Raw genomic sequence first — 18776 nt, forward strand, 5'->3', positions numbered from 1 at the left:
CAATGAGACGAAACGTCAGTGAACACTGGCCTGGTTTGGGGGAACCGCCATGTTTGAAAGCCTGATCGGCCTTGTCGCCATCATCGCCTTGTTCGTCATCATTTCGCGCCAGCAGAGCCGGATCGGCCTGATCGAGCGCGAACTTGGCGCGTTGCGCAGTCTCGTGCTTCCGGGCGCGGTGCCGTTCGCGGCCAGGCCGTCGGAACAGGAAGCGGCCGAAGGCGAGGCCTACACGGCACCGGTGGCCGCGCCCCCAGCCGATATCGCCCCGGCAGCAATCAGCGAGCCCGCGCCGGTACAGGCCACCGAGGCGGAAATCCCGGCCGCAGAGAGTGTGCCCGGTCCCTGGAGCACCCCCGAGGCAACACCGAAAACGCCAGAGGTCGCGCCGGCCGCGGTCGCCAAAGCCGCTCGCCAGTCCGACGTCGAAACCGCGCTCGGCACGCGTTGGGCGGTCTGGGTCGGTGGCATTGCGCTTGCTCTGGGCGGCTTGTTCCTGGTCCGCTACACCATCGAGGCCGGCATTTTCGGTCCCGGCGTGCGGCTCATCATGGCGGCCGTGCTCGGTTTGGTGCTGGTCGCCGCCGGCGAGTTCATTCGTCGCACCGGATTCAAGGTGCCGGTGCAAGGTGCTGCCGGCGCTTATATTCCGGCGATCCTCACGGCAGCCGGTGCCTTCATCCTGTTCGGCACCGTCTATGCCGCCCATGGTGTTTACGGCTTCATCGGCCCGGCGCTTGCCTTCACGTTGCTTGGTGCGATCGGCATTGCCACCATCGCCGCCGCTCTCGTCCATGGCCAGGCGCTGGCTGGCATCGGTCTCGTCGGCGCCATGGTGACGCCGGTGCTGATCGCTTCGCAGGCGCCCAATCCCTGGGCGTTGTTCGGCTATCTCGCAATCGTGCTCGCCGCCACCGGCGTTATCGCCCGCATGCGCGACTGGAAAGCGCTGATGGCGGCCGCCTTTTTCGGCACCGGCATCTGGACCATCCTCTACATGACCGACGCACCGGGCGCGAACCTCTCCGCGATCCTGTTCATCGACACTGTGACGCTGGCTGTGCTGGCCCTTGTCTGGCTGAGCAGTCGCGGCGACGGAACCGGACCAGCAAGATCCTTTGACTGGCCGTCCATCGTGCCTGGACTGTTCGTCGCCTTCTCGGCGCTGGGCCTCTCGGTTGACCTGGTCTTCGCCGCTGCCGGTGATGCCTTGCCGGGCGCGGTGCTGCTTATGGTGATGGTAGCGGTCGCGCTCTACCGCCCGCTGGCGCTGCCACTGCTTTATGCCGCCGGACTGGCGACGGTGCTGATCTATCTCGGCATTATCCCGCCGACCTCTATCGCTTCCGATTTTTCGAGCGGCGCTCTGGGTGTTGATGGGGTGCCTTTGGCCACGGCCAACGTGCTGAGCTTGCGCCTTGGCATCGGCCTTGGCGTAGTCTTCATTGCCGCCGGTCTCTGGGCCGCGCGCCGTTTCGCCGCCTCGGCGCAGATCCGAGCAGCCTCGTGGGCTGCATGGGGTGTCATCGCACCTCTGGTCATCCTGCTGGCGCTCTGGTTCACCTTCGGCAATCTCGACCGTGACTTTGTCTATGCCGCCGTTGCGGCCCTGCTGGTCGTGGTCTTCGCCGCCGGCGGCGAGTGCATCGCGCGGGCTGAGGAACCGCCGCTCAGGGGCGGCGTGGCAGTGTCATTTGCCTTGGGTGGCGCAGCGGTCGCCGGCCTCCTGATGCTGCATATGGCTTTTGATTCCGGCTGGACCACCACCTTGCTCGGTGCCACGGCAATCGTGCCGGCGCTCGCCACGCGCTGGCGCTCTTATCCTGTGCTCGGCTGGATTTCAGTCGCCGCCGTCATCGCGGTGCTTGGCCGCGTCGCCTTCGACCCGACGATCGTCGGCGCCGAGTTCCTGTCAATGACACCAGTCTTCAACTGGTTGCTGCCGGGCTATGGCGTGCCGGCGCTCGCCTTCGGCTTCGCGGCCTGGCAGCTCGCCAACACCACCGATGGCCGACCGCGCCTCGCCATGGAGGCGGCGGCGGCACTGTTCGCGCTGCTGACGCTCGCCATGCTGGTGCGTCACGCCATGCATGGCGGCGTCATCAACAGCGATGCGCCGACGCTCGCCGAACAAGCGATCTACACGCTGATCGCCATCGGTGCCGGCGCTATCCTGATCGCCATCGACAGGCGCTCGCCAAGCTCGGTGCTGCGCTATGGTTCGATGGCGGTGGGCGTGGTCTCGGTCGCCTTCGTCGTCATCCAGCATTTCCTGGTGCTCAATCCGTTGTTCACCGACGAATCGACCGGCCGGATTCCGGTCTTAAATCTTTTGTTCCTGGCCTATCTCCTGCCGGCCGTCGCCGCCGGCGGTCTAGCGCTCTATAGCAGGGGCAAGCGGCCGAAATGGTATTCGGCCATGCTGGCGCTGGTGGCGGCGCTGCTTGCCTTCGCCTATGCCACGCTGTCGGTGAGGCGCCTGTTCAAGGGTGAGTTCATCGGCTTGTGGAGTGGCCTTGGCCAGTTGGAGACCTATACCTATTCGGCACTCTGGCTGGTGATCGGCGTGGCGCTGCTCACGGCTGGCGTCTGGCTGAAATCGCAGGTTCTGCGCATTGCTTCGGCCGGGCTGATCGCGGTTGCCGTACTGAAAGTCTTCCTCTTCGACATGTCGGAACTGGAGGGTGTGCTCAGGGCGCTGTCCTTTATCGGTCTGGGTGCGGTGCTGATCGGCATTGGCCTGTTCTACCAGCGGCTTTTGACGCGGGCGGCGAAGGAAAAAGGATAATCGCCTGCGATCATTGGTTTTCCTTGCCGGTCGGGAATAAACCGGCACCCGCCGGCGTTATCTCGTTGCTTGGGTGACCGGAGCGGTGGACCGCTTCGCGCTGGCCGCTTGCGCCGTGCCGGGAAGGCGCGTTCAATCGAGATCAACAAGGGCGACCTCAGAACCAGCGGTCATGAACGAAAAGAAGGCAGCAATCCTTGGCGAAATACCGCGCCTGCGACGCTACGCACGCTCGCTTTTGCGCGACCGCGATGCTGCCGACGATCTCGTTCAGGACTGCCTTGAGCGCGCGCTGTTGCGGCTCGACAATTGGCAGACAGGAGAAAGCCCCAGGAGGTGGCTGTTTACGATCATGCATCATTTGTTCATCGACCAGATGCGCAAGGTGAATCGCCGCGGCGAAGCGGCGATGCTGCCGCTGGAGGCGGGCGAGACGGTTGCCCAGCCGCCCGAACAGTTGGAGGGCATCGCTTCGCGCGAGATCATCGACGCATTGCAGGCGATCAGCCCGGATCGCCGCGCGGCGCTGGTCATGGTCGCCATTGAGGGCTTTTCCTATGCCGAAGCCGCCAACATCCTGGGTGTGCCCGCGGGCACGCTGATGTCGCGCATCGCGCGTGGCCGTGAGGAACTGCGTGGGTTGCTGGACGACACAGCACGCCGCCGAGCCATAAGGATCGTCGAGAAATGATCCGCCGCGATTTTTCCGAACGGGACATCCACATGGCGCTCGACGGCGAACTGCCGCCCGATGAACGTGCCGCCTACGATGCCTGGCTCGACTCCAATCCCGAGATGAAGGCCAGGAGCGCCCGCTTCACCGCCGACCGGGAGGCATTGCGCTCGGCTTTTGCCGGCGTACTGGATGAGGCTGTACCAGTGCGCCTGCGCAAGGTGGTGCTCGGCGAAGCGCCTGTTAAGGTTGTGGTGCCACGCTCACGCTGGTGGCTTGCCGCCGCTGCGGCCGTGCTTCTCGCCACGGGCGGATTTGGCGGCTACTTTGCCGGCATCGGCGGCCTCGGGCAGGAGGATCCGGCGGAGGATCAGCTCGCCGAACAGGCGATCGCCGCCCACGTCATCTATGCCGCCGAGAAGCGGCATGCGGTGGAAGTTCCGGCCAGCGACAAGGATCATTTGCAGACCTGGCTGTCCAACCGGATCGGCCTGAATCTGGTGGTGCCGGACCTGAGCGCGAACGGCTTCCAATTGGTTGGTGGCCGGTTGCTGCCGGCCGGCGAAAGCAAGGCCGCGATGCTGCTTTACGAAGACGACAAGGGCGAGCGCATATCCCTCTTCGTGACGGCGGAATCGACCGAGAATGCCAAGGGTACCTACGCTTCGGCGCAGGACGGTCCGCAGGCCGTCTACTGGCTGGACAAGGGCTATGGCTGTGCCGTCGTCGGTTCGCTGCCGCGCGAGCAATTGGCGGTCGTGGCCAAGAGCGCGTATGGCCAGCTTTTAGCCGGGCTGGCCAGTTGAGCCGGTTGCGAACTTGCGCGGCCGACTGACTTGAAAACAGCGATTGCGTTCAAAGCTTGCCAGCTTCCCTGTCGTGGCGGAAACTGTCACAATTCGGCCCTAATCAAGGAGCGATAGCGCTTGATGAATACCGGCGCTTCGGCCGGTGTTTGCGACGCTTTTGACCGGGGCCGTTTTCCGCAACGCAATCGAGGTTTTCTCAAGCCGCATGCCTGCCGAGATCCGCAAGGCCCGCGCGTCAGACGTCGATGATCTCGCCGCCATCGAGAAAGCCGTGTTCTCGAGCGACCGCATTTCCCGCCGCTCCTTCCGCCAGTTCATCGAGCGGGAGACCGCCGAGACGCTGGTCGCCGAAATCGATGGCCGCGTAGGCGGTTATGCGATCGTGCTGTTTCGCAAGGGCAGTGGGGTGGCGCGGCTCTATTCCATAGCCGTCGGACCGTTCTTCGGCGGGCTCGGCATAGGCCGGCAATTACTGTCCGCGGCCGAAGAGGCAGCCTTCGAACACGACCGCATGATGCTGCGTCTCGAAGCGCGCGAGGACAATGGCCGCGCCATCCATATCTACGAGCAGGCCGGCTACCGCAAGATTGGCCGCGAGCCGGGGTACTACGAAGACGGCGCGACGGCGCTACGCTATGAAAAAACCCTGCGCGGCGACCTTCCGGTCGCCACCAGGGTGCCGTTCTACCAGCAGACCTGCGAGTTCACCTGCGGTCCATGCTGCCTGATGATGGCCATGGCCAATTTCGATGGTGGCTTCGTACCCGACCCGGTGATGGAAATCCGCCTCTGGCGCGAGGCAACGACCGTGTTCATGATGTCTGGACCAGGCGGCTGCGAACCATTCGGTCTGGCCGTTTCGGGGTACGAAAGCGGGCTTGCTGCGGAGATTTACGTTTCCTTCTACGGCGCATTGTTCCTGCAATCGGTGCGCAGCGAGGAGAAGCGCCGGGTCATGGAACTGGCACAGGTCGACTTTCGCCGCCGAGCGGAACTTTACGGCATCCCGGTGAATTACCGTCCGTTCACCATCGACGATATCAGGGCGGCTCTCGCTGGTGGCAAACTGGTTCTGGTGCTGATCAGCGGCTTCCTGATGTTTGGCAAGAAGGTGCCGCACTGGGTGCTGGCCATCGGCGATGATGGCGATCATATTCTGATCCACGATCCGTGGGTCGAGGATGAAAGGCAGGAAACCATCCTTGATGCCGCCAACATTCCCGTGCCTTACGGCATCTTCATGAACATGGCGCAGTTCGGTCGCGACGGACTGCGTGCCGCCATCACTTTGGGAAAGAGATAATGACCTGGGTCATTCTTACCGGCAGGCAGAGCGATCTCGACCAGGTGGCGACACCGCACAAGATCATCACCAATCGTGACTATCTCGCGCATCCCTCGCTGTTCCGCGGCCAGCGGCCGAAGGTCATTAACCTGTCGAACAACTACGGCTACCAGAGCCGCGGTTATTATGCGTCACTGCTGGCAAGTTCGCGCGGCCACAAGGTCATCCCGACCGTCGAGACGATGATTGACCTGTCGGAGCGCAAGCTCTACGAGCACGCCTTGCCGGAACTGGAACTGGCGCTCAACAAATGCCGCAAGGATCTCGGCGGTATATTCCCGGCGAAGGTCTGCATCTTCTTCGGCATCGGCCCGTCCAAGGTCTGGGACCGTTTTGCCAAGCTGTTGTTCGACTGGTTCCGGGCGCCGGCGCTCGAAGTCCACATCAAGGACAACGCCGAATGGGCTTCGATCCGCAAGATCGGCTTCCACCCGCTGGCGCGAATGACCGAGGACGAGGAAAAGAGCTTCATCCAGTGCCTGGAGACCTACACCAACCGTGAGTGGCGCGACACCAAGGGCCGCACGCCGGCGCGGTACACCTTCGCCACGCTCGTCGACCCGCATGAGGAATTGCCGCCCTCGGAAATCTCCTCGCTGCGCTACTGGGCCAAGATCGCCGAAAAGATGGGGGTCGAAATCGAGCCCATCACCAGGAAGGATCTCGCCAAGCTCGCGAATTACGATGCGCTGTTCATCCGCGAGACCACCTCGATCTCCAATCATACCTATCGTTTCGCCCGCCGCGCCCAGCAGGAAGGCATGCCTGTCATCGACGACCCGCTGTCGATGATCCGCTGCACCAACAAGGTCTATCTCAACGAACTGATGGCCTACAACAAGGTGCCGGTGCCGCCGACGGTGATGATCGCCGGCGCCTCCGATCTCGAACTCGCGGCGCAGACGCTGGGTTTTCCCCTGGTGTTGAAGATCCCGGATTCGTCATTCTCGCGCGGTGTCAAGAAATGCGCCAATTTCGAGGAGCTGAAGACGCTTGCCACCGAATGGCTCGAGGATTCCGATCTTCTGATCGCGCAGAAATTCATCCCGACCGAATATGACTGGCGTGTCGGCGTGCTCGGTGGCCAGCCGCTGTTTGCCGTGCATTATCTGATGGCCAAGAAGCACTGGCAGATCGTCAACCACAAGGCCAATGGCAAGCCCGACCAAGGCGGCATCAAGACCTTCACGCTGAAGGAGACGCCGCCTCATGTCGTCGAGACGGCAGTGAAGGCTGCGCGCTGTATCGGCGATGGTCTCTATGGGGTCGACCTCAAGGAGACCAAGGACGGCGTCTTCGTCATCGAGGTCAACGACAACCCCAACCTCGATCATGGCTGGGAGGATTCCGGCGAGAAGGATGAGGTCTGGGTGCGGCTGACGCAGTGGTTCCTGGAGCGGCTGGACAGGCCGGGACGGTAATCAACCGAGGGGAAACATGCAGTTCATTGTCATCGAGGATTTCACCGGCTGCGATCGCAAGGAAATCTATCGCCGGTTCCGCGACCGCGGCCGCCTGAAGCCGGAGGAGCTTGTTGTGCATCATAGCTGGATCGCGGCCGATATGAGCCGCTGTTTCCTGCTGGTGGAGACCGATGACGTCACGCTGCTGCAGCGATGGGTCATCGAATGGGCTGATCTGGTCGAATTCGAGATCGTGCCCGTGGCGGCCAACAAGGACATGGTGGCGGCCTTGAGCGCGCACCTCTGACCATGGCCCCACCCGGTCAGCGCAGCGCCGGCGAGCCCACGGCGCGCTGGCATTCATCGATCAGCCAATCGCGGAACGCGGCCACGACGTCGCGCCTCGCGCTTCGCTCTGGGACGGTCAGGCAATAGGGCTGTCGCAGGGCAATTGCGCTCTTGGCGGGGCGGACCAGCCGGCCGTCCTCCACCGCCTCGGCACAGTAGATCCCTTGCGCCAGTGCCACGCCCAGCCCCGAAATGGCGAGGTCGAGGGCCGCGCGCGACGAATTGGCCGAGAGCCCGCGCCGTACCGCCCGGCCAGATTGGGCGCCCGCCGCCTCGAACCAGTTGCGCCAGGACGGAAACGATGCGCCGGTCGGTCCCCAATCCGTGTGAATGAGCGGCAGCCCGGCGAGCGGCTCGCCGCCCGCCTTGATCATGCCGGCAAGCTTTGGCGCGCAGACGGGGTAGACCGCATCCCTGGCAATGTCCTTGGTCGGATGCTCGCGATAATGCGGTCCGTAGGAGAGCCTGATGTCGATCAGCTCGCGGTCGAACGGCACCGGGTCGTCATCGCCCCGGAGCGATATGTCGGCGGCGCCATGGCTTGCGACGAAGCCGGCCAGACGCTGCGAAAGCCAACCCATGGCCATGGATGGCGGCACCGATACCACGAGGCGCGGGCGGAATGCGTCGCCAGCAAGCTCGCGCGAGACGCTGCCGATCTCCTGAAAGGCCACGGTCAGCCGCGGCAGCATTTCCACGCCGGCCTCGGTGAGGACAACGCGCCGGTTGACCCGCTGAAACAGCTTGCGGCCCATCTGCTCCTCCAAGATGCGGATAAGCTGGCTGACGGCGGCGGCCGAAACCGACAGCTCCTCCGCCGCCGCGACAAAGCTGCCCGTACGTGCCGCGGCCTCGAAAGCCTGAAGCCCTTTCAGGGATGGAGATGTGACCATTGCCGCCCAATAAGATAAGCTTACCTTATCCAAATCGCAGGAATCGTCGTTTTTGGAAAGCTTTTTTGCCACTAGAATGGTCGTCGTCAATATCCAGCCTGGATCGAAGCCGATGGACCATCGCGACATCATCGCGTCACTGACACCGGAAGAGCGCAATCGCCTGACGACCAAATCCGATGTAGCGGGCCTGTTCCAGCTCGGCGCTCACTTGGGCGCGATTGTCATCATTGGATCGTTGATCGCGGCCAAGGTGCCGTTCTGGCCATTGCTGGTGTTGCCGCAGGGCATTCTGATCGTGTTCCTGTTCACGCTGTTGCACGAGACGGTTCACCGCACGGCTTTCGAAACACAGCGGCTGAACGACGGCGTGGCGCGGCTGTGCAGCCTGGCGATCGCGCTGCCGGCCGACTGGTTCCGCTACTTCCATTTCGCTCACCACCGATACACGCAGGATCTGGAGAACGATCCCGAGCTCGCTTTCCCCAAACCCGAGACCTTGCAGCAATACATTGTCCACGTCTCGGGCCTCCCGGTGTGGTGGGGGCATGTCAAGACGCTGTACACCAATGCAGGTGGTGGCAGTCAGGAGAGTTATGTGCCGCCGAAAGGTCGACCCAAGGTACGGGCCGAGGCGCGCGCCATGATTGCCTTCTACGCTGTGGTCATTCTGCTCACTGTCTATTTCCGGCTCACCGTGCTGCTCTATGTCTGGATCATTCCCGCACTACTCGGGCAGCCATTCCTGCGCCTGTATCTGCTGGCCGAGCATGGCCGCTGTCCGTTCGTCGCCAACATGCTGGAGAACACAAGAACCACGCTGACCAATTGGGTGGTGCGCAAGCTGGCCTGGAACATGCCGTTCCATGCCGAGCATCATGCCTATCCCGGAGTGCCGTTTCACCAATTGCCGCGGTTTCACGCGCTGATCGAGCGGCATCTGAAGGTGGTCGAGCCCGGCTACGTCAGCTTCCACGAGAAATACCTGGAAACATTGAGCTGACATGTCCCGATGCCGTCAGCCGGTTTGGCTGCGCGTCGCACGCGACTTCAATAGGCGCTGGATCTCGGCCGGCTTCGATGGCACGCCGATCAGATAGCCTTGCGCCTCGACACAACCATTGTCGCGCAGCATGTCGAGTTGCCTCTCGGTTTCGACGCCCTCTGCCGTGACCACGATGCCAAGCTCGGCACCCAGCCCGATGATGGTGCGAACGATCGCCGCCGTGTCGCGGTTGCCCATGTCGCGGATGAATGATCGGTCGATCTTGATCTTGTCGACCGGAAACCGTCTGAGGTAGCCGAGCGAGGAATAGCCGGTGCCGAAATCGTCCAGCGCAATGCGGATACCGAGTTCACGCAACTGGCGCAGCGTTTTCAGCACGGCTTTGCTCTCGTCCATCAGCACGGTTTCGGTGATCTCCAGTTCCAGCTGTCCGGCCGGCACGCCGGAAAAAGCCAGCGCCGAGATGACGCTGCGGGCAAATCCGCTGCTTTTGAGCTGCACCGCCGAGACATTGACCGCGATGCGCAAACCCGGCGGCCAGCTAGCCGCCACCGCGCAGGCTTTCCTCAGCGCCCATTCGCCAAGCGGCACGATCAGTCCTGTCTCTTCGGCGACCGGAATGAAGTCGTCCGGCGCCACCCTGCCGCGCGCTGGTGAATGCCAGCGCATCAAGGCCTCCGCGCCGATGATCTCGCCCGAGGCGATGTTCATGATGGGCTGGAAATCAAGATCGAATTCCTGGCGCGGCAGTGCCACCTCCAGATCGACTTCAAGCGCTCGGCGGGCCTGCACCACGGCGTCCATTCCAGGTTCGAAGAAGCGATAGAGGTTTCGCCCATCGTTCTTTGCCCGATAGAGCGCCGTATCGGCGTTCTTCAGCAGCGTGTCGGCGTCACGGCCGTCGGCGGGGAAAACGGCGATGCCCAGGCTGACGCCGACATGCATGTCCCGGCCCTTGTCGCGAAATGGTTTTGCGATTGCCTCGACGATGCGTTTCGCCAGTTTCTCGGCATCGGCAATGCCCTCGGAGTTGGATTGGATGACGACGAACTCGTCGCCGCCGAAACGGGCGATCATATCTGCATCATTGCGCAGGCAGCGCTGCAGTCTTTCGGCCACACTCTTCAACAGCCAGTCGCCGGCGGGGTGTCCCCAGGTGTCGTTGACCGCCTTGAAGCGGTCGAGGTCGAGCGAGAAGATCGCGAGCGGTGTAGCGGCCACATCCTCCAGCGCAAGGTCGAGCCGCTCGCGAAACATCGATCGGTTGGGCAGTCCGGTCAGCATGTCGTGATGCGCGAGATGGGTCATGCGCTCTTCGGCCAGGCGGCGTTCCGTGACGTCTTCGAACGTCGCCACCCAACCGCCGCCACTCATTGGCTGGCGCACGACCAGAAATGTCCTGCCGTCGGCAAGATGGCGATAGGTCGAATGCATTTTTCCCGCCCGCCGGCAGGCTTCGGTCTTGGCGACTTCGCTGTCGACGTCGATCTTCGTGTAGGTGCCGAGTTCCAGCAGTCGTTCGAGCGCGTCGCGATGCGTCGTTCCAAGCGGGAAGTCGGCCGCCGTGACGTTGTACAGTTCCAGAAAACGCCCGTTGCGCACGATCATTTTGCCGTCGGCGTCGTACATCAGCAGGCCTTGCGACATGTTGGCGAGCGCTGCGTCGAAGCGGCGATGCTGCTCCTTGAGATCCTGCTCGGCGCGCCGCTGTTCAGTAATATCCTCGTAGATCGAGACCCACCCGCCCGAAGCCAGCGGCCGGTGCGAGATAAGGATGATGCGGCCGTCCGACAGGATTTCTTCGTAGGTCGAAGGCTTCGCCTGGTCGATATAGGGCTTGCGGATGGCATAGAGCTCGTCGGCGCTTTGCGAGGCGACGCCGAGGTCGACGCTGTGCCGCAGGATATCGAGGAAGCGGATGCCTGGCCGTATCAGCTTGGCGTCGAGGTGGAAGATGTCGATGTAGTTGCGGTTGCAGATGATCATGCGTTCATCGGCGTCGAACATGCACAGGCCATGCGACATGTTTTCGACAGCGGCTGAAAAACGTTCGTTCTGCTCGCGCAGCTCATCTTCAATGCGGCGCGACCGCTCCACGCCTCCGGCCACCCGTTCCGGGACGATCGAACCATCCTTGACGACGGGCATGAGGCGCCCCTGCGGTGTTTGATCGAACACCACACTGTTGACGCTTTCGGTTAATTTAGCGTTTTCTACCCTAGCGCAGATGTCGCAACGTGATGTCTTGAGGTCTCGATCGCCGAAAACCGCTTCAGGAACGCATTCTGTGCCCAGATCACCGAGCGTGGCGTGAAGTCGAAACGTTCGGCTGAAAAACCGCGCGGGCGGCCGAAGAATTCGGTCGCCTCCGCGGTCGAAAAGCCGGCGAGCAGCGTAGCCTCGAAATAGGCGGCGATCTGGTCGGCGCGCTTGATCTCCTTGCGCAGGGCAGCGGCCGGTTCGGGAGGCAGCGAGAAACGCAGATGGATGGCGCGTTGCAGGCGCAATTCGCAGTCCTTGTAGCTGCCGCCCATCACCGACTTGAATGGCGAGATCATGTCGCCGATGACATATTCCGGCGCGTCGTGCAGCAGTGCCGCCAACTGGTCGTCGGCCGAAGCCTGCGGCACCAGCTCGTTGAACAGCGCCTCGACCAGCAGTGAATGCTGGGCCACCGAGAAGGCGTGCTCGCCGCTGGTTTGGCCGTTCCAGCGCGCGACGCGGGCAAGCCCATGGGCGATGTCCGAAATTTCGATGTCGAGCGGCGAGGGGTCGAGCAGGTCGAGCCTGCGGCCGGACAGCATGCGCTGCCAGGCGCGTGGTGGCGCACCGGCGCGGTCTGCCGCCATCAGGCTTCCTCCGCGCCGGCGATTTCCTGCGGGAAACTGAATTTGGCCCAGGCGGGGATGGTGAGCGTCACTGGCACGTTGTCCGCCAAGACCGGCTGGCCGGCGTCGAGCGCCGCCTTGACCCTGTCGATGCGGGCGATGGCGAGCCCGGTCAGGGTGACGGTCGAGCCGAGCGTGCCGACGGGTCGCCCGCCGACGGTGAGTTCGGCACCCGCGGCGGGCAGAGGAAGCCCAGCCTGGACGATCAGCACGCGCCGCCGGGCTGTGCCCCGATGCTGCATGCGCGACACGACCTCCTGGCCGACATAGCAGCCCTTCTTGAAGCCGACACCGCCCATCTCGTCGAGCAACACGTCATGCGGGAACGCATCGCCGAGTGCATAGTCGGACCCGCTCTCGGCAATACCGTGGGCGATGCGGAAGGCCTGCCACGCGGCGATGTCGCCGGCCTCCGCTGTGCCGGCATGGAAGCGCGTGACGCCTTCGTAGCCAAAGCGCCTGTCGGCAACTGCGGTTGAATCATTTTCTGAGGCGATTGACTCTTTTCCCCATGCGACAGTGACAAGCGTTTGTTCCGACTTGGCAATCTCGACCTTGGCGCGAAGCCTGTAGAGCATCAGCCGGCGAATGAAATCGTCTGAAACGTCGGCACGGCATTCGATGCGGAAGGCGTTTTCTCCTGCCCGTGAGATCAGGAAGTCGAACAGTATCTTGCCTTGCGGCGTCAGCAGCGCGCCCGGCTTGGCCTCACCATTGCCAAGCGCATCGAGATCGGTGGTCAGGATGTTTTGCAGAAAATGTTCGGCATCCGGGCCGGAGACGGAGATAAGCGCGCGGTTTTTCAGCAGGGCAAAGGGCATGGAGCGGATAGAAGCCTGATCTTGCAAAACGGTTGGCCATTACGTAAGCCGCTGACACTCCCCCCGCAAGAGAGCATCACCATGACCTATGACCTCATCCTGACAGGCGGCACAGTGGTCAATCATGACGGCGAGGGGTTGCGCGACATTGGCATGAAGGGCGGTCGCATCGCCGCGATCGGCGATCTGCGCCAGGCCTCGGCCGGCGAGACGATCGACTGCCGGGGCCTTCATATCCTGCCCGGTGTCGTCGACACCCAGGTGCACTTCCGCGAGCCGGGACTGGAGCACAAGGAAGACCTGGAAACGGGATCGCGGGCTGCTGTGCTCGGCGGTGTCACCGCCGTCTTCGAGATGCCCAACACCAACCCGTTGACAACCAGCGAGGCAACGCTTGCCGACAAGGTCCGGCGCGGCAGCGGCCGCATGCATTGCGATTTTGCTTTCTGGGTCGGCGGTACCCGCGATAACGCCAGGGATGTCGGCGACCTCGAGCGTTTGCCGGGAGCTGCCGGAATAAAGGTCTTCATGGGGTCGTCCACCGGCGATCTGCTGGTCGAGGACGACGAAAGCGTCGCGTCGATCCTGAGGAATACCCGCCGCCGCGCCGCTTTTCATTCGGAGGACGAGTTCCGGCTGCGCGAGCGCCTGGGCGAGCGCATTGAGGGCGACCCGTCATCGCATCCCGTTTGGCGTGACGAGATCGCCGCCTTGCGCTGCACCGAACGGCTGATACGCATCGCGCGCGACGTCCGTGCCCGCATCCATGTCCTGCACATTTCGACCGTCGAGGAAATCCTGTTCCTCGAACAGCACAAGGATGTCGCGACCTGTGAGGCCACGCCGCACCATCTGACGCTGAGCGCCGACGATTATGCGCGGCTCGGTACGCTGATCCAGATGAACCCGCCGGTGCGGGACAAGCGCCATCGCGACGGCGTCTGGCATGGTATTGCGCAGGGCATTGTGGACGTGCTCGGCTCCGACCACGCGCCACACACATTGGCGGAGAAGGCAAAGCCCTATCCGGCTTCGCCCTCGGGCATGACCGGCGTGCAGACGCTGGTGCCGATCATGCTCGACCACGTCAACGCCGGCCGGCTGACCCTGCAGCGCTTCGTCGATCTCTCCAGCCATGGCCCGCAGCGCATCTTCGGCATGGCCCGAAAAGGCCGTATCGCCGCCGGCTATGACGCCGACTTCACCATTGTCGACATGAAGCGGCGCGAGGCCATCACCAACGCGCAAGCCGGCTCGAAAGCCGGCTGGACACCTTATCACGGCAAGGAGGTGACCGGTTGGCCGGTCGGCACGGTCATTCGCGGTCAGCGTGTCATGTGGGAGGGCGAAATCGTTACGCCCGGCCAGGGCAGGGCGGTGGAGTTTTCCGAGGCATTGCCCGGCTAGACGGCCATCGCGGACGCGTCAGGTCGCCGACGCGTCACGTCTTTGATTTTTAAGCGCTCTGCACTATGTTCAGAGCACTATGAAGCACAATTCGCGCCTATGATTGACCCCGCCGAGTTTCCAGAGCTGCAAACAATCGTTCGTGAAGCCCGCATCTCATTACAAGGTCGTTTCGATGAAGATCAAACGTACCTTCTTTGATCCCCTCGGACATGTTCGCCGAGAAGTTATTGGCGAATGCCGACCGATGCCAAGACCGTGCTGTCGGCTATCGCGATGCTATTGATCTTGGGATGTTGGTCAGTGCCTGTCGGGAGATCCCGAACGACGCCGTAGCGAAGGCTCAGGCTACATATGGACAGGATGTCCAGCACAAGGTTGCGTGGGTAGTCAACAAGCTTCGGGAAACGGTAGAGCTGAGTTACGCAGCCGAGATTCTGCAGATGCAGGCTGATAAGGCTAGCGATGCCATCTCGTTTCTTCGAACGAAAGCATTCGCATTTGGCCGAATGCTGACATCATTGCATAGCCCGCCAGCCCGCTTAATGGCAACATTGTCTACAATGCTGCTCGCCCGCGAGCAGGCAGGCACCTTCAATCGCCCGCGACGAAGAAGGTCCATTGCCCGGCGGGCGTGATGCCGACGCGGTAGAAGATGTAGGCGCCGAACTGCTTCATGTCGTCGAAATCGCCGGCGGTGACGATCTTGAACAGCTCGACCCGCTGCTTGGCGTCGAGCCTATCGAGCGGCAGCGCGAAGAAATACGGCCAGACATAGAGTTCCTGTGGCGTACCCGCATCGACATGGACGTAGCCGGCGCTAAGCACCTCCTCCAGAATGGCCAGGATCTCCTGGCCGTCAGGGTCGCCGGACAGCCCTTTGAGGAAGGTGATGGCATCGCCATCGATGTCGGCCAGCGACAGCTGGGTCATGCTGTCGCCCTTGCCGATTAAAGGCCTGAGCTTCTCGATGTCGCCGCTCTTGCAAGCTTCGATGATGAGGTCATGCATGCGTCGCACGGACTCGGGCAGCTTGCCGAGGTCATAGACGACCTCGGGCAAGGGCGCCTGGGGATCGACACGCGGCCTGTTGCTGCCGCCATCCGACGGAATGTCCGGCTCCGCGGCGTCGGGAGCGGCCGGTTGGCTGGCCGAAGGCGGCGTTCCCAGCGGGCCAGGCACGGGAATCGCGCCCGCGGGCGACGACGCGTCGTCGTCCGTCGAGGGTGTGACCGGCGAGGGGAGTTCTTCGCTTTTGATCTCGCTCAGCGCATAGGCAGGGCTGCTGGCCAGGCACGTCACCAAGGCAATCGCGCCACAGCAAGCAGCGTGGCGGATGTAGAGGACAAGGCCCTTCGGCCTGCCTGACATCGGAAAATTCACTGCCCCTATCTCCCTGCTCCGGGGCATGGTGCCCGGTCGGCATCTACTCGTCAAAGAACCTGATGTTGGTTCAGTGCCGCAGCCGCTCGGGTTCGAAGGCGCCAGCAATCACCTTTTCACGCATACGGTCCAGCAGGGCAAGGGCCGAGGTTTCGCCGTTGGCGCGCAGCATTTCGCCGAATGCCGTTTCGAGCGCCGCCTCGGCAATGATCTCGGGCTCGATGCCGGCCGAAAGGCCTTCCGCCCAGGCTTCGCTGTGGCTCTCAACCGCCGTCAGGCGCTTCTCTTCCCTGACCAGCGCGTCGATGTCGTTGGCAGCATGTTCCATAAGCGATGTCCACCCTTTCAAGCGGCAACCCATCAGTGGTGGATCAGGCTTGATCTGTTCCATTCATAAGCAGCGCCAAGTAAGTATCTGTAAATACGACATTTTTTTGGTCGCGTTTTACAGGGGCCAATTGTATTTGGCGAAGCTGCGTTTCAACCCGGATCAAACTTAGCCGATTAGGCCGGCCTGCGGGGCGAAAACCTTCAGTTTGAGTTAATTCCGCATTCGCGTGGTAACGTTTGATTAACGCTGTTGCAGAAGTGCAACATCAGAATTGCACCAAGACATGGACAGGCACAAGTAGGATATGCCGACGATCCTTGCCGACGCGCCTAATATCTGTTGATGGATGCTCAGTTGCCATAACGCGAGGCGATGTCGCGCGACAGCGTCTCACCTTCCTTCATATAACGGCTGATGGCTTCAGCGGCCGAAGCGGTGCACTGGGTGTAGGTGCCGCCGAAGGAGCGATAGCCGCGGTTGAAGCTGGCGATGAAGCGGGCGCGGCGTTCTGGATCGGGATTTTCCGAATCGAGCAGTTTTTCCATCTCGCCCCGCCACTGGTCGCCTTTCTCCCCGCACAGATTGCGCAGGAAATGCAGCGACCCCAGAACCTCCGCCAGTCGCATCAGCCCCGGCTCGAACGGCGACTCGGCACTGAACGCGGGCCGTACCGGGACGGCCGCGCTGACGGCAAGGCAAATGGCGAGGAGTATTGACGGACGGTTCATAAGCCCAAAGCCGATATGGTCCGCCGAACGGCCTAAATCGTGGCTGGCGAGACAACATAAGCGTTGTGACGAAACAATTTGTCGCCTGCAAGGCGATTTTTCAGTGCTGCGTCAGCGTGTTTGAATGTGACCGAGGAGTTCCTCGGCGACCGCCAACACCGAGCCGGCAAGCGGCAACAGGGTCATCTCTTCAAGTGTGTAGAAGGCAGCTGTCTCGGCGTCGTCGCTGGCCACGGCCTCGCCACCGGCATAGGCGGCGCCGAACACCGTGAGGAGATAATCGACCGGGTGGCCGTCATCCCTGCCGTCGATGTGGATTTCCCGAAGCGGGCGCAAACCGGTGGCACGCAAGCCGGTCTCTTCCATCAGTTCACGCCGTGCCGCGTCCTCCAGTGTCTCGTCGCCTTCGACCTTGCCGCCGGGAAAGGCGTAGAACCCTTGCGAAGGCGGCCGTGCCCGTTTCACGAGGAGTAAGCTGTCGCCGCGCACGACGGCGACCGAGACGGCGGGAAGTGTCTTGCGTGCTTCGTTCATGATCAGGCTCATTCGAGGACCGGTCTGTTGTGGACCGCCCGGTAAGGGGAAGCATTACCGGTTGCGCAACACCGGTTCCATAGCCACTTTCGAAGCCGAACCATTCGAAAGGCTCCATTATGTGCGGACGTTTTGCCTTGACCGCCACGCCGGACCAGACCGCCGCCTTCCTGGGCCTTGCCGAGCTGGAGGATTTCCCGGCCCGCTACAACATCGCGCCGACACAGCCGGTCCTGATGGCGACCGCCGGCGCGCCCCGGGCTCCAGGCTCTAACCTGCCGGACCGGCAGCCGATGCTGGTGCGCTGGGGCCTCCTTCCCGCCTGGGTCAAGGACACCAGGGAATTTCCGCTGCTGTTCAACGCGCGCTCCGAAGGTGCGATCGAAAAGGCCTCGTTCAAGGCCGCCATGCGCCATCGGCGCGCGCTGGTGCCGGCATCCGGCTTTTACGAGTGGCGGCAGACCGGAGGCAAGAAGGGGCAACCCTATTGGATCCGGCCGCGGCATGGCGGGCTGGTCGCCTTTGCCGGTCTGATCGAAACCTATGCCGAGCCGGGCGGCTCGGAGATGGACACCGGCGCCATCCTGACCGTGAACGCCAATGCCGACATCGCCCATGTCCATGACCGGATGCCGGTAGTGATCGATATCCCCGACTTTGCCCGCTGGCTGGATTGCCGCACTCGCGAACCGCGCGAGATCGCCGATTTGCTGCGGCCGGCGCGGCCCGATTTCTTCGAGGCGATTCCTGTCTCCGACCTCGTCAACAAGGTCGCCAACACCGGACCGGAGATACAAGAGAGGGGCGAGATCGGACCTGAGCCCGAGAAAGCCAGGCGCAAGAAACTCGGCGCGGACGACAGTCAAATGACGCTGTTCTAGCGAAGCCCGTCGAGGACTTAAATCAGGGCGCTTGTTCGTGCCCCTCGGTGCCGGCAATTGCGTCGGCTGGAGCGCCGCTTCAGGCGGCGCGGGGCGATACGATCTTCTGCGCCGGCTTGTTCTTCTTGGCGGTGTGAAGAAGGGCGGCGACGATAGCTGCCGGGCCGATCGCACGATAGTGGTTGGTCAGCGCCGGTTGCTTGGCGCGGTTGGCTTCCTGCTTGCTTCGAGGCATGTTTCTCTTCCCAGATAACGTTTTCGTGTATGCGATTTGGTCGCTGAATCAGACCAAATCGTGACGCTTGGTGATCTAGCCGGCGAATGTTTCATGACTGTGCCGACATGTTTAATAAAATGTTTCATTGGCTGATTCCGTGTGATCGGGCGATGCGTTTGCCAGTCTTTGCGACGTTTTTCCCGGGATCAGCGACTTGACGGCAACACCTGCCAAGGCGATAAAGCCGCCCATGAAAACGTCTTTCGCCATTTGTGGCATTTGCACTATTGGCTAGCCTCGCGCTGGTCCGGACGTTTTCGC

The 18776-nt window shown here is 62.5% G+C and carries 20 protein-coding genes; 10 read left to right on the forward strand and 10 right to left on the reverse strand.

What is annotated here, in order from left to right; genetic code table 11:
- Positions 1–49: 49 nt before the first annotated feature.
- The 6 genes from FJ960_RS23675 to FJ960_RS23700 all read left to right on the forward strand — a co-directional run bounded on the left by FJ960_RS23675 (position 50) and on the right by FJ960_RS23700 (position 7325).
- On the forward strand, positions 50–2788 hold the full coding sequence (locus tag FJ960_RS23675; protein WP_140717144.1) for a DUF2339 domain-containing protein: 2739 nt from the start codon (positions 50–52) through the stop codon (positions 2786–2788).
- A gap of 172 nt (positions 2789–2960) precedes the next feature.
- The gene (locus FJ960_RS23680) at positions 2961–3479 is read left to right on the forward strand and encodes an RNA polymerase sigma factor (RefSeq protein ID WP_027144179.1); all 519 of its coding nucleotides are present in this window, start codon (positions 2961–2963) and stop codon (positions 3477–3479) included.
- The gene (locus FJ960_RS23685; RefSeq protein ID WP_027144178.1) at positions 3476–4267 is read left to right on the forward strand and encodes an anti-sigma factor; all 792 of its coding nucleotides are present in this window, start codon (positions 3476–3478) and stop codon (positions 4265–4267) included. Before FJ960_RS23680 ends, FJ960_RS23685 begins: the two co-directional genes overlap by 4 nt.
- 208 nt (positions 4268–4475) lie before the next feature.
- Entirely contained in the window at positions 4476–5573 is a 1098-nt protein-coding gene (locus tag FJ960_RS23690) for a GNAT family N-acetyltransferase/peptidase C39 family protein (protein WP_140505981.1), read from the forward strand.
- Positions 5573–7036 carry a RimK family protein gene (locus FJ960_RS23695; protein WP_140717146.1) on the forward strand — a complete coding sequence of 488 codons (1464 nt, stop codon included), beginning with the start codon at positions 5573–5575 and terminating at the stop codon, positions 7034–7036. The genes FJ960_RS23690 and FJ960_RS23695 overlap by 1 nt, the downstream gene beginning before the upstream one ends.
- A gap of 16 nt (positions 7037–7052) precedes the next feature.
- On the forward strand, positions 7053–7325 hold the full coding sequence (locus tag FJ960_RS23700) for a DUF3303 family protein (RefSeq protein ID WP_027144175.1): 273 nt from the start codon (positions 7053–7055) through the stop codon (positions 7323–7325).
- 16 nt (positions 7326–7341) lie between these two features.
- Here FJ960_RS23700 and FJ960_RS23705 read toward each other — a convergent pair whose 3' ends face one another.
- The gene (locus FJ960_RS23705) at positions 7342–8259 is read right to left on the reverse strand and encodes a LysR substrate-binding domain-containing protein (protein WP_140717149.1); all 918 of its coding nucleotides are present in this window, start codon (positions 8257–8259) and stop codon (positions 7342–7344) included.
- Between the two features lie 112 nt (positions 8260–8371).
- On the opposite strand from FJ960_RS23705, the gene FJ960_RS23710 reads away from it, so the two are divergent.
- Positions 8372–9262, forward strand: coding sequence for a fatty acid desaturase family protein (locus tag FJ960_RS23710; RefSeq protein ID WP_140717151.1), 891 nt, complete (start codon positions 8372–8374; stop codon positions 9260–9262).
- 15 nt (positions 9263–9277) lie between these two features.
- Here FJ960_RS23710 and FJ960_RS23715 read toward each other — a convergent pair whose 3' ends face one another.
- From FJ960_RS23715 to FJ960_RS23725, 3 genes are all read right to left on the reverse strand, one after another.
- Complete coding sequence (locus tag FJ960_RS23715; RefSeq protein WP_140717153.1) at positions 9278–11413, reverse strand: EAL domain-containing protein; 2136 nt, start codon at positions 11411–11413, stop codon at positions 9278–9280.
- Positions 11414–11478: 65 nt separating this feature from the next.
- The gene (locus FJ960_RS23720; protein ID WP_027144171.1) at positions 11479–12114 is read right to left on the reverse strand and encodes an HD family hydrolase; all 636 of its coding nucleotides are present in this window, start codon (positions 12112–12114) and stop codon (positions 11479–11481) included.
- Complete coding sequence (locus FJ960_RS23725) at positions 12114–12974, reverse strand: folate-binding protein YgfZ (protein WP_140717155.1); 861 nt, start codon at positions 12972–12974, stop codon at positions 12114–12116. The genes FJ960_RS23720 and FJ960_RS23725 overlap by 1 nt, the downstream gene beginning before the upstream one ends.
- A 75-nt stretch (positions 12975–13049) precedes the next feature.
- Here FJ960_RS23725 and FJ960_RS23730 point away from each other — a divergent pair, with 75 nt between their 5' ends.
- A complete protein-coding gene (locus tag FJ960_RS23730; protein WP_181174300.1) occupies positions 13050–14381 on the forward strand; it encodes a dihydroorotase in 1332 nt (443 codons plus the stop codon).
- Positions 14382–14593: 212 nt separating this feature from the next.
- Positions 14594–15019: a nucleotidyl transferase AbiEii/AbiGii toxin family protein gene (locus FJ960_RS23735; protein ID WP_246672915.1), complete on the forward strand. Its 426-nt coding sequence runs from the start codon at positions 14594–14596 to the stop codon at positions 15017–15019.
- Here FJ960_RS23735 and FJ960_RS23740 read toward each other — a convergent pair.
- The 4 genes from FJ960_RS23740 to FJ960_RS23755 all read right to left on the reverse strand — a co-directional run bounded on the left by FJ960_RS23740 (position 14976) and on the right by FJ960_RS23755 (position 17357).
- Positions 14976–15764, reverse strand: coding sequence for a hypothetical protein (locus FJ960_RS23740; RefSeq protein WP_181174298.1), 789 nt, complete (start codon positions 15762–15764; stop codon positions 14976–14978). The genes FJ960_RS23735 and FJ960_RS23740 overlap by 44 nt on opposite strands.
- Positions 15765–15834: 70 nt before the next feature.
- Positions 15835–16092: a hypothetical protein gene (locus FJ960_RS23745; protein WP_015318556.1), complete on the reverse strand. Its 258-nt coding sequence runs from the start codon at positions 16090–16092 to the stop codon at positions 15835–15837.
- Positions 16093–16445: 353 nt separating this feature from the next.
- Entirely contained in the window at positions 16446–16823 is a 378-nt protein-coding gene (locus tag FJ960_RS23750; protein WP_027144167.1) for a TIGR02301 family protein, read from the reverse strand.
- Between the two features lie 111 nt (positions 16824–16934).
- Positions 16935–17357 carry an NUDIX hydrolase gene (locus tag FJ960_RS23755; RefSeq protein ID WP_140717159.1) on the reverse strand — a complete coding sequence of 141 codons (423 nt, stop codon included), beginning with the start codon at positions 17355–17357 and terminating at the stop codon, positions 16935–16937.
- A 119-nt stretch (positions 17358–17476) separates the two neighbouring features.
- Here FJ960_RS23755 and FJ960_RS23760 point away from each other — a divergent pair, with 119 nt between their 5' ends.
- A complete protein-coding gene (locus tag FJ960_RS23760; RefSeq protein ID WP_140717161.1) occupies positions 17477–18238 on the forward strand; it encodes an SOS response-associated peptidase in 762 nt (253 codons plus the stop codon).
- A 79-nt stretch (positions 18239–18317) separates the two neighbouring features.
- Here the strand turns inward: FJ960_RS23760 and FJ960_RS23765 are convergent, their stop codons facing one another.
- Entirely contained in the window at positions 18318–18473 is a 156-nt protein-coding gene (locus FJ960_RS23765) for a hypothetical protein (protein WP_140505959.1), read from the reverse strand.
- A gap of 111 nt (positions 18474–18584) precedes the next feature.
- The gene (locus tag FJ960_RS29580) at positions 18585–18725 is read right to left on the reverse strand and encodes a hypothetical protein (RefSeq protein ID WP_181167474.1); all 141 of its coding nucleotides are present in this window, start codon (positions 18723–18725) and stop codon (positions 18585–18587) included.
- Positions 18726–18776: the final 51 nt, after the last annotated feature.

This window comes from Mesorhizobium sp. B2-3-11 (assembly GCF_006442215.1).
GTDB lineage: Bacteria > Pseudomonadota > Alphaproteobacteria > Rhizobiales > Rhizobiaceae > Mesorhizobium > Mesorhizobium salmacidum.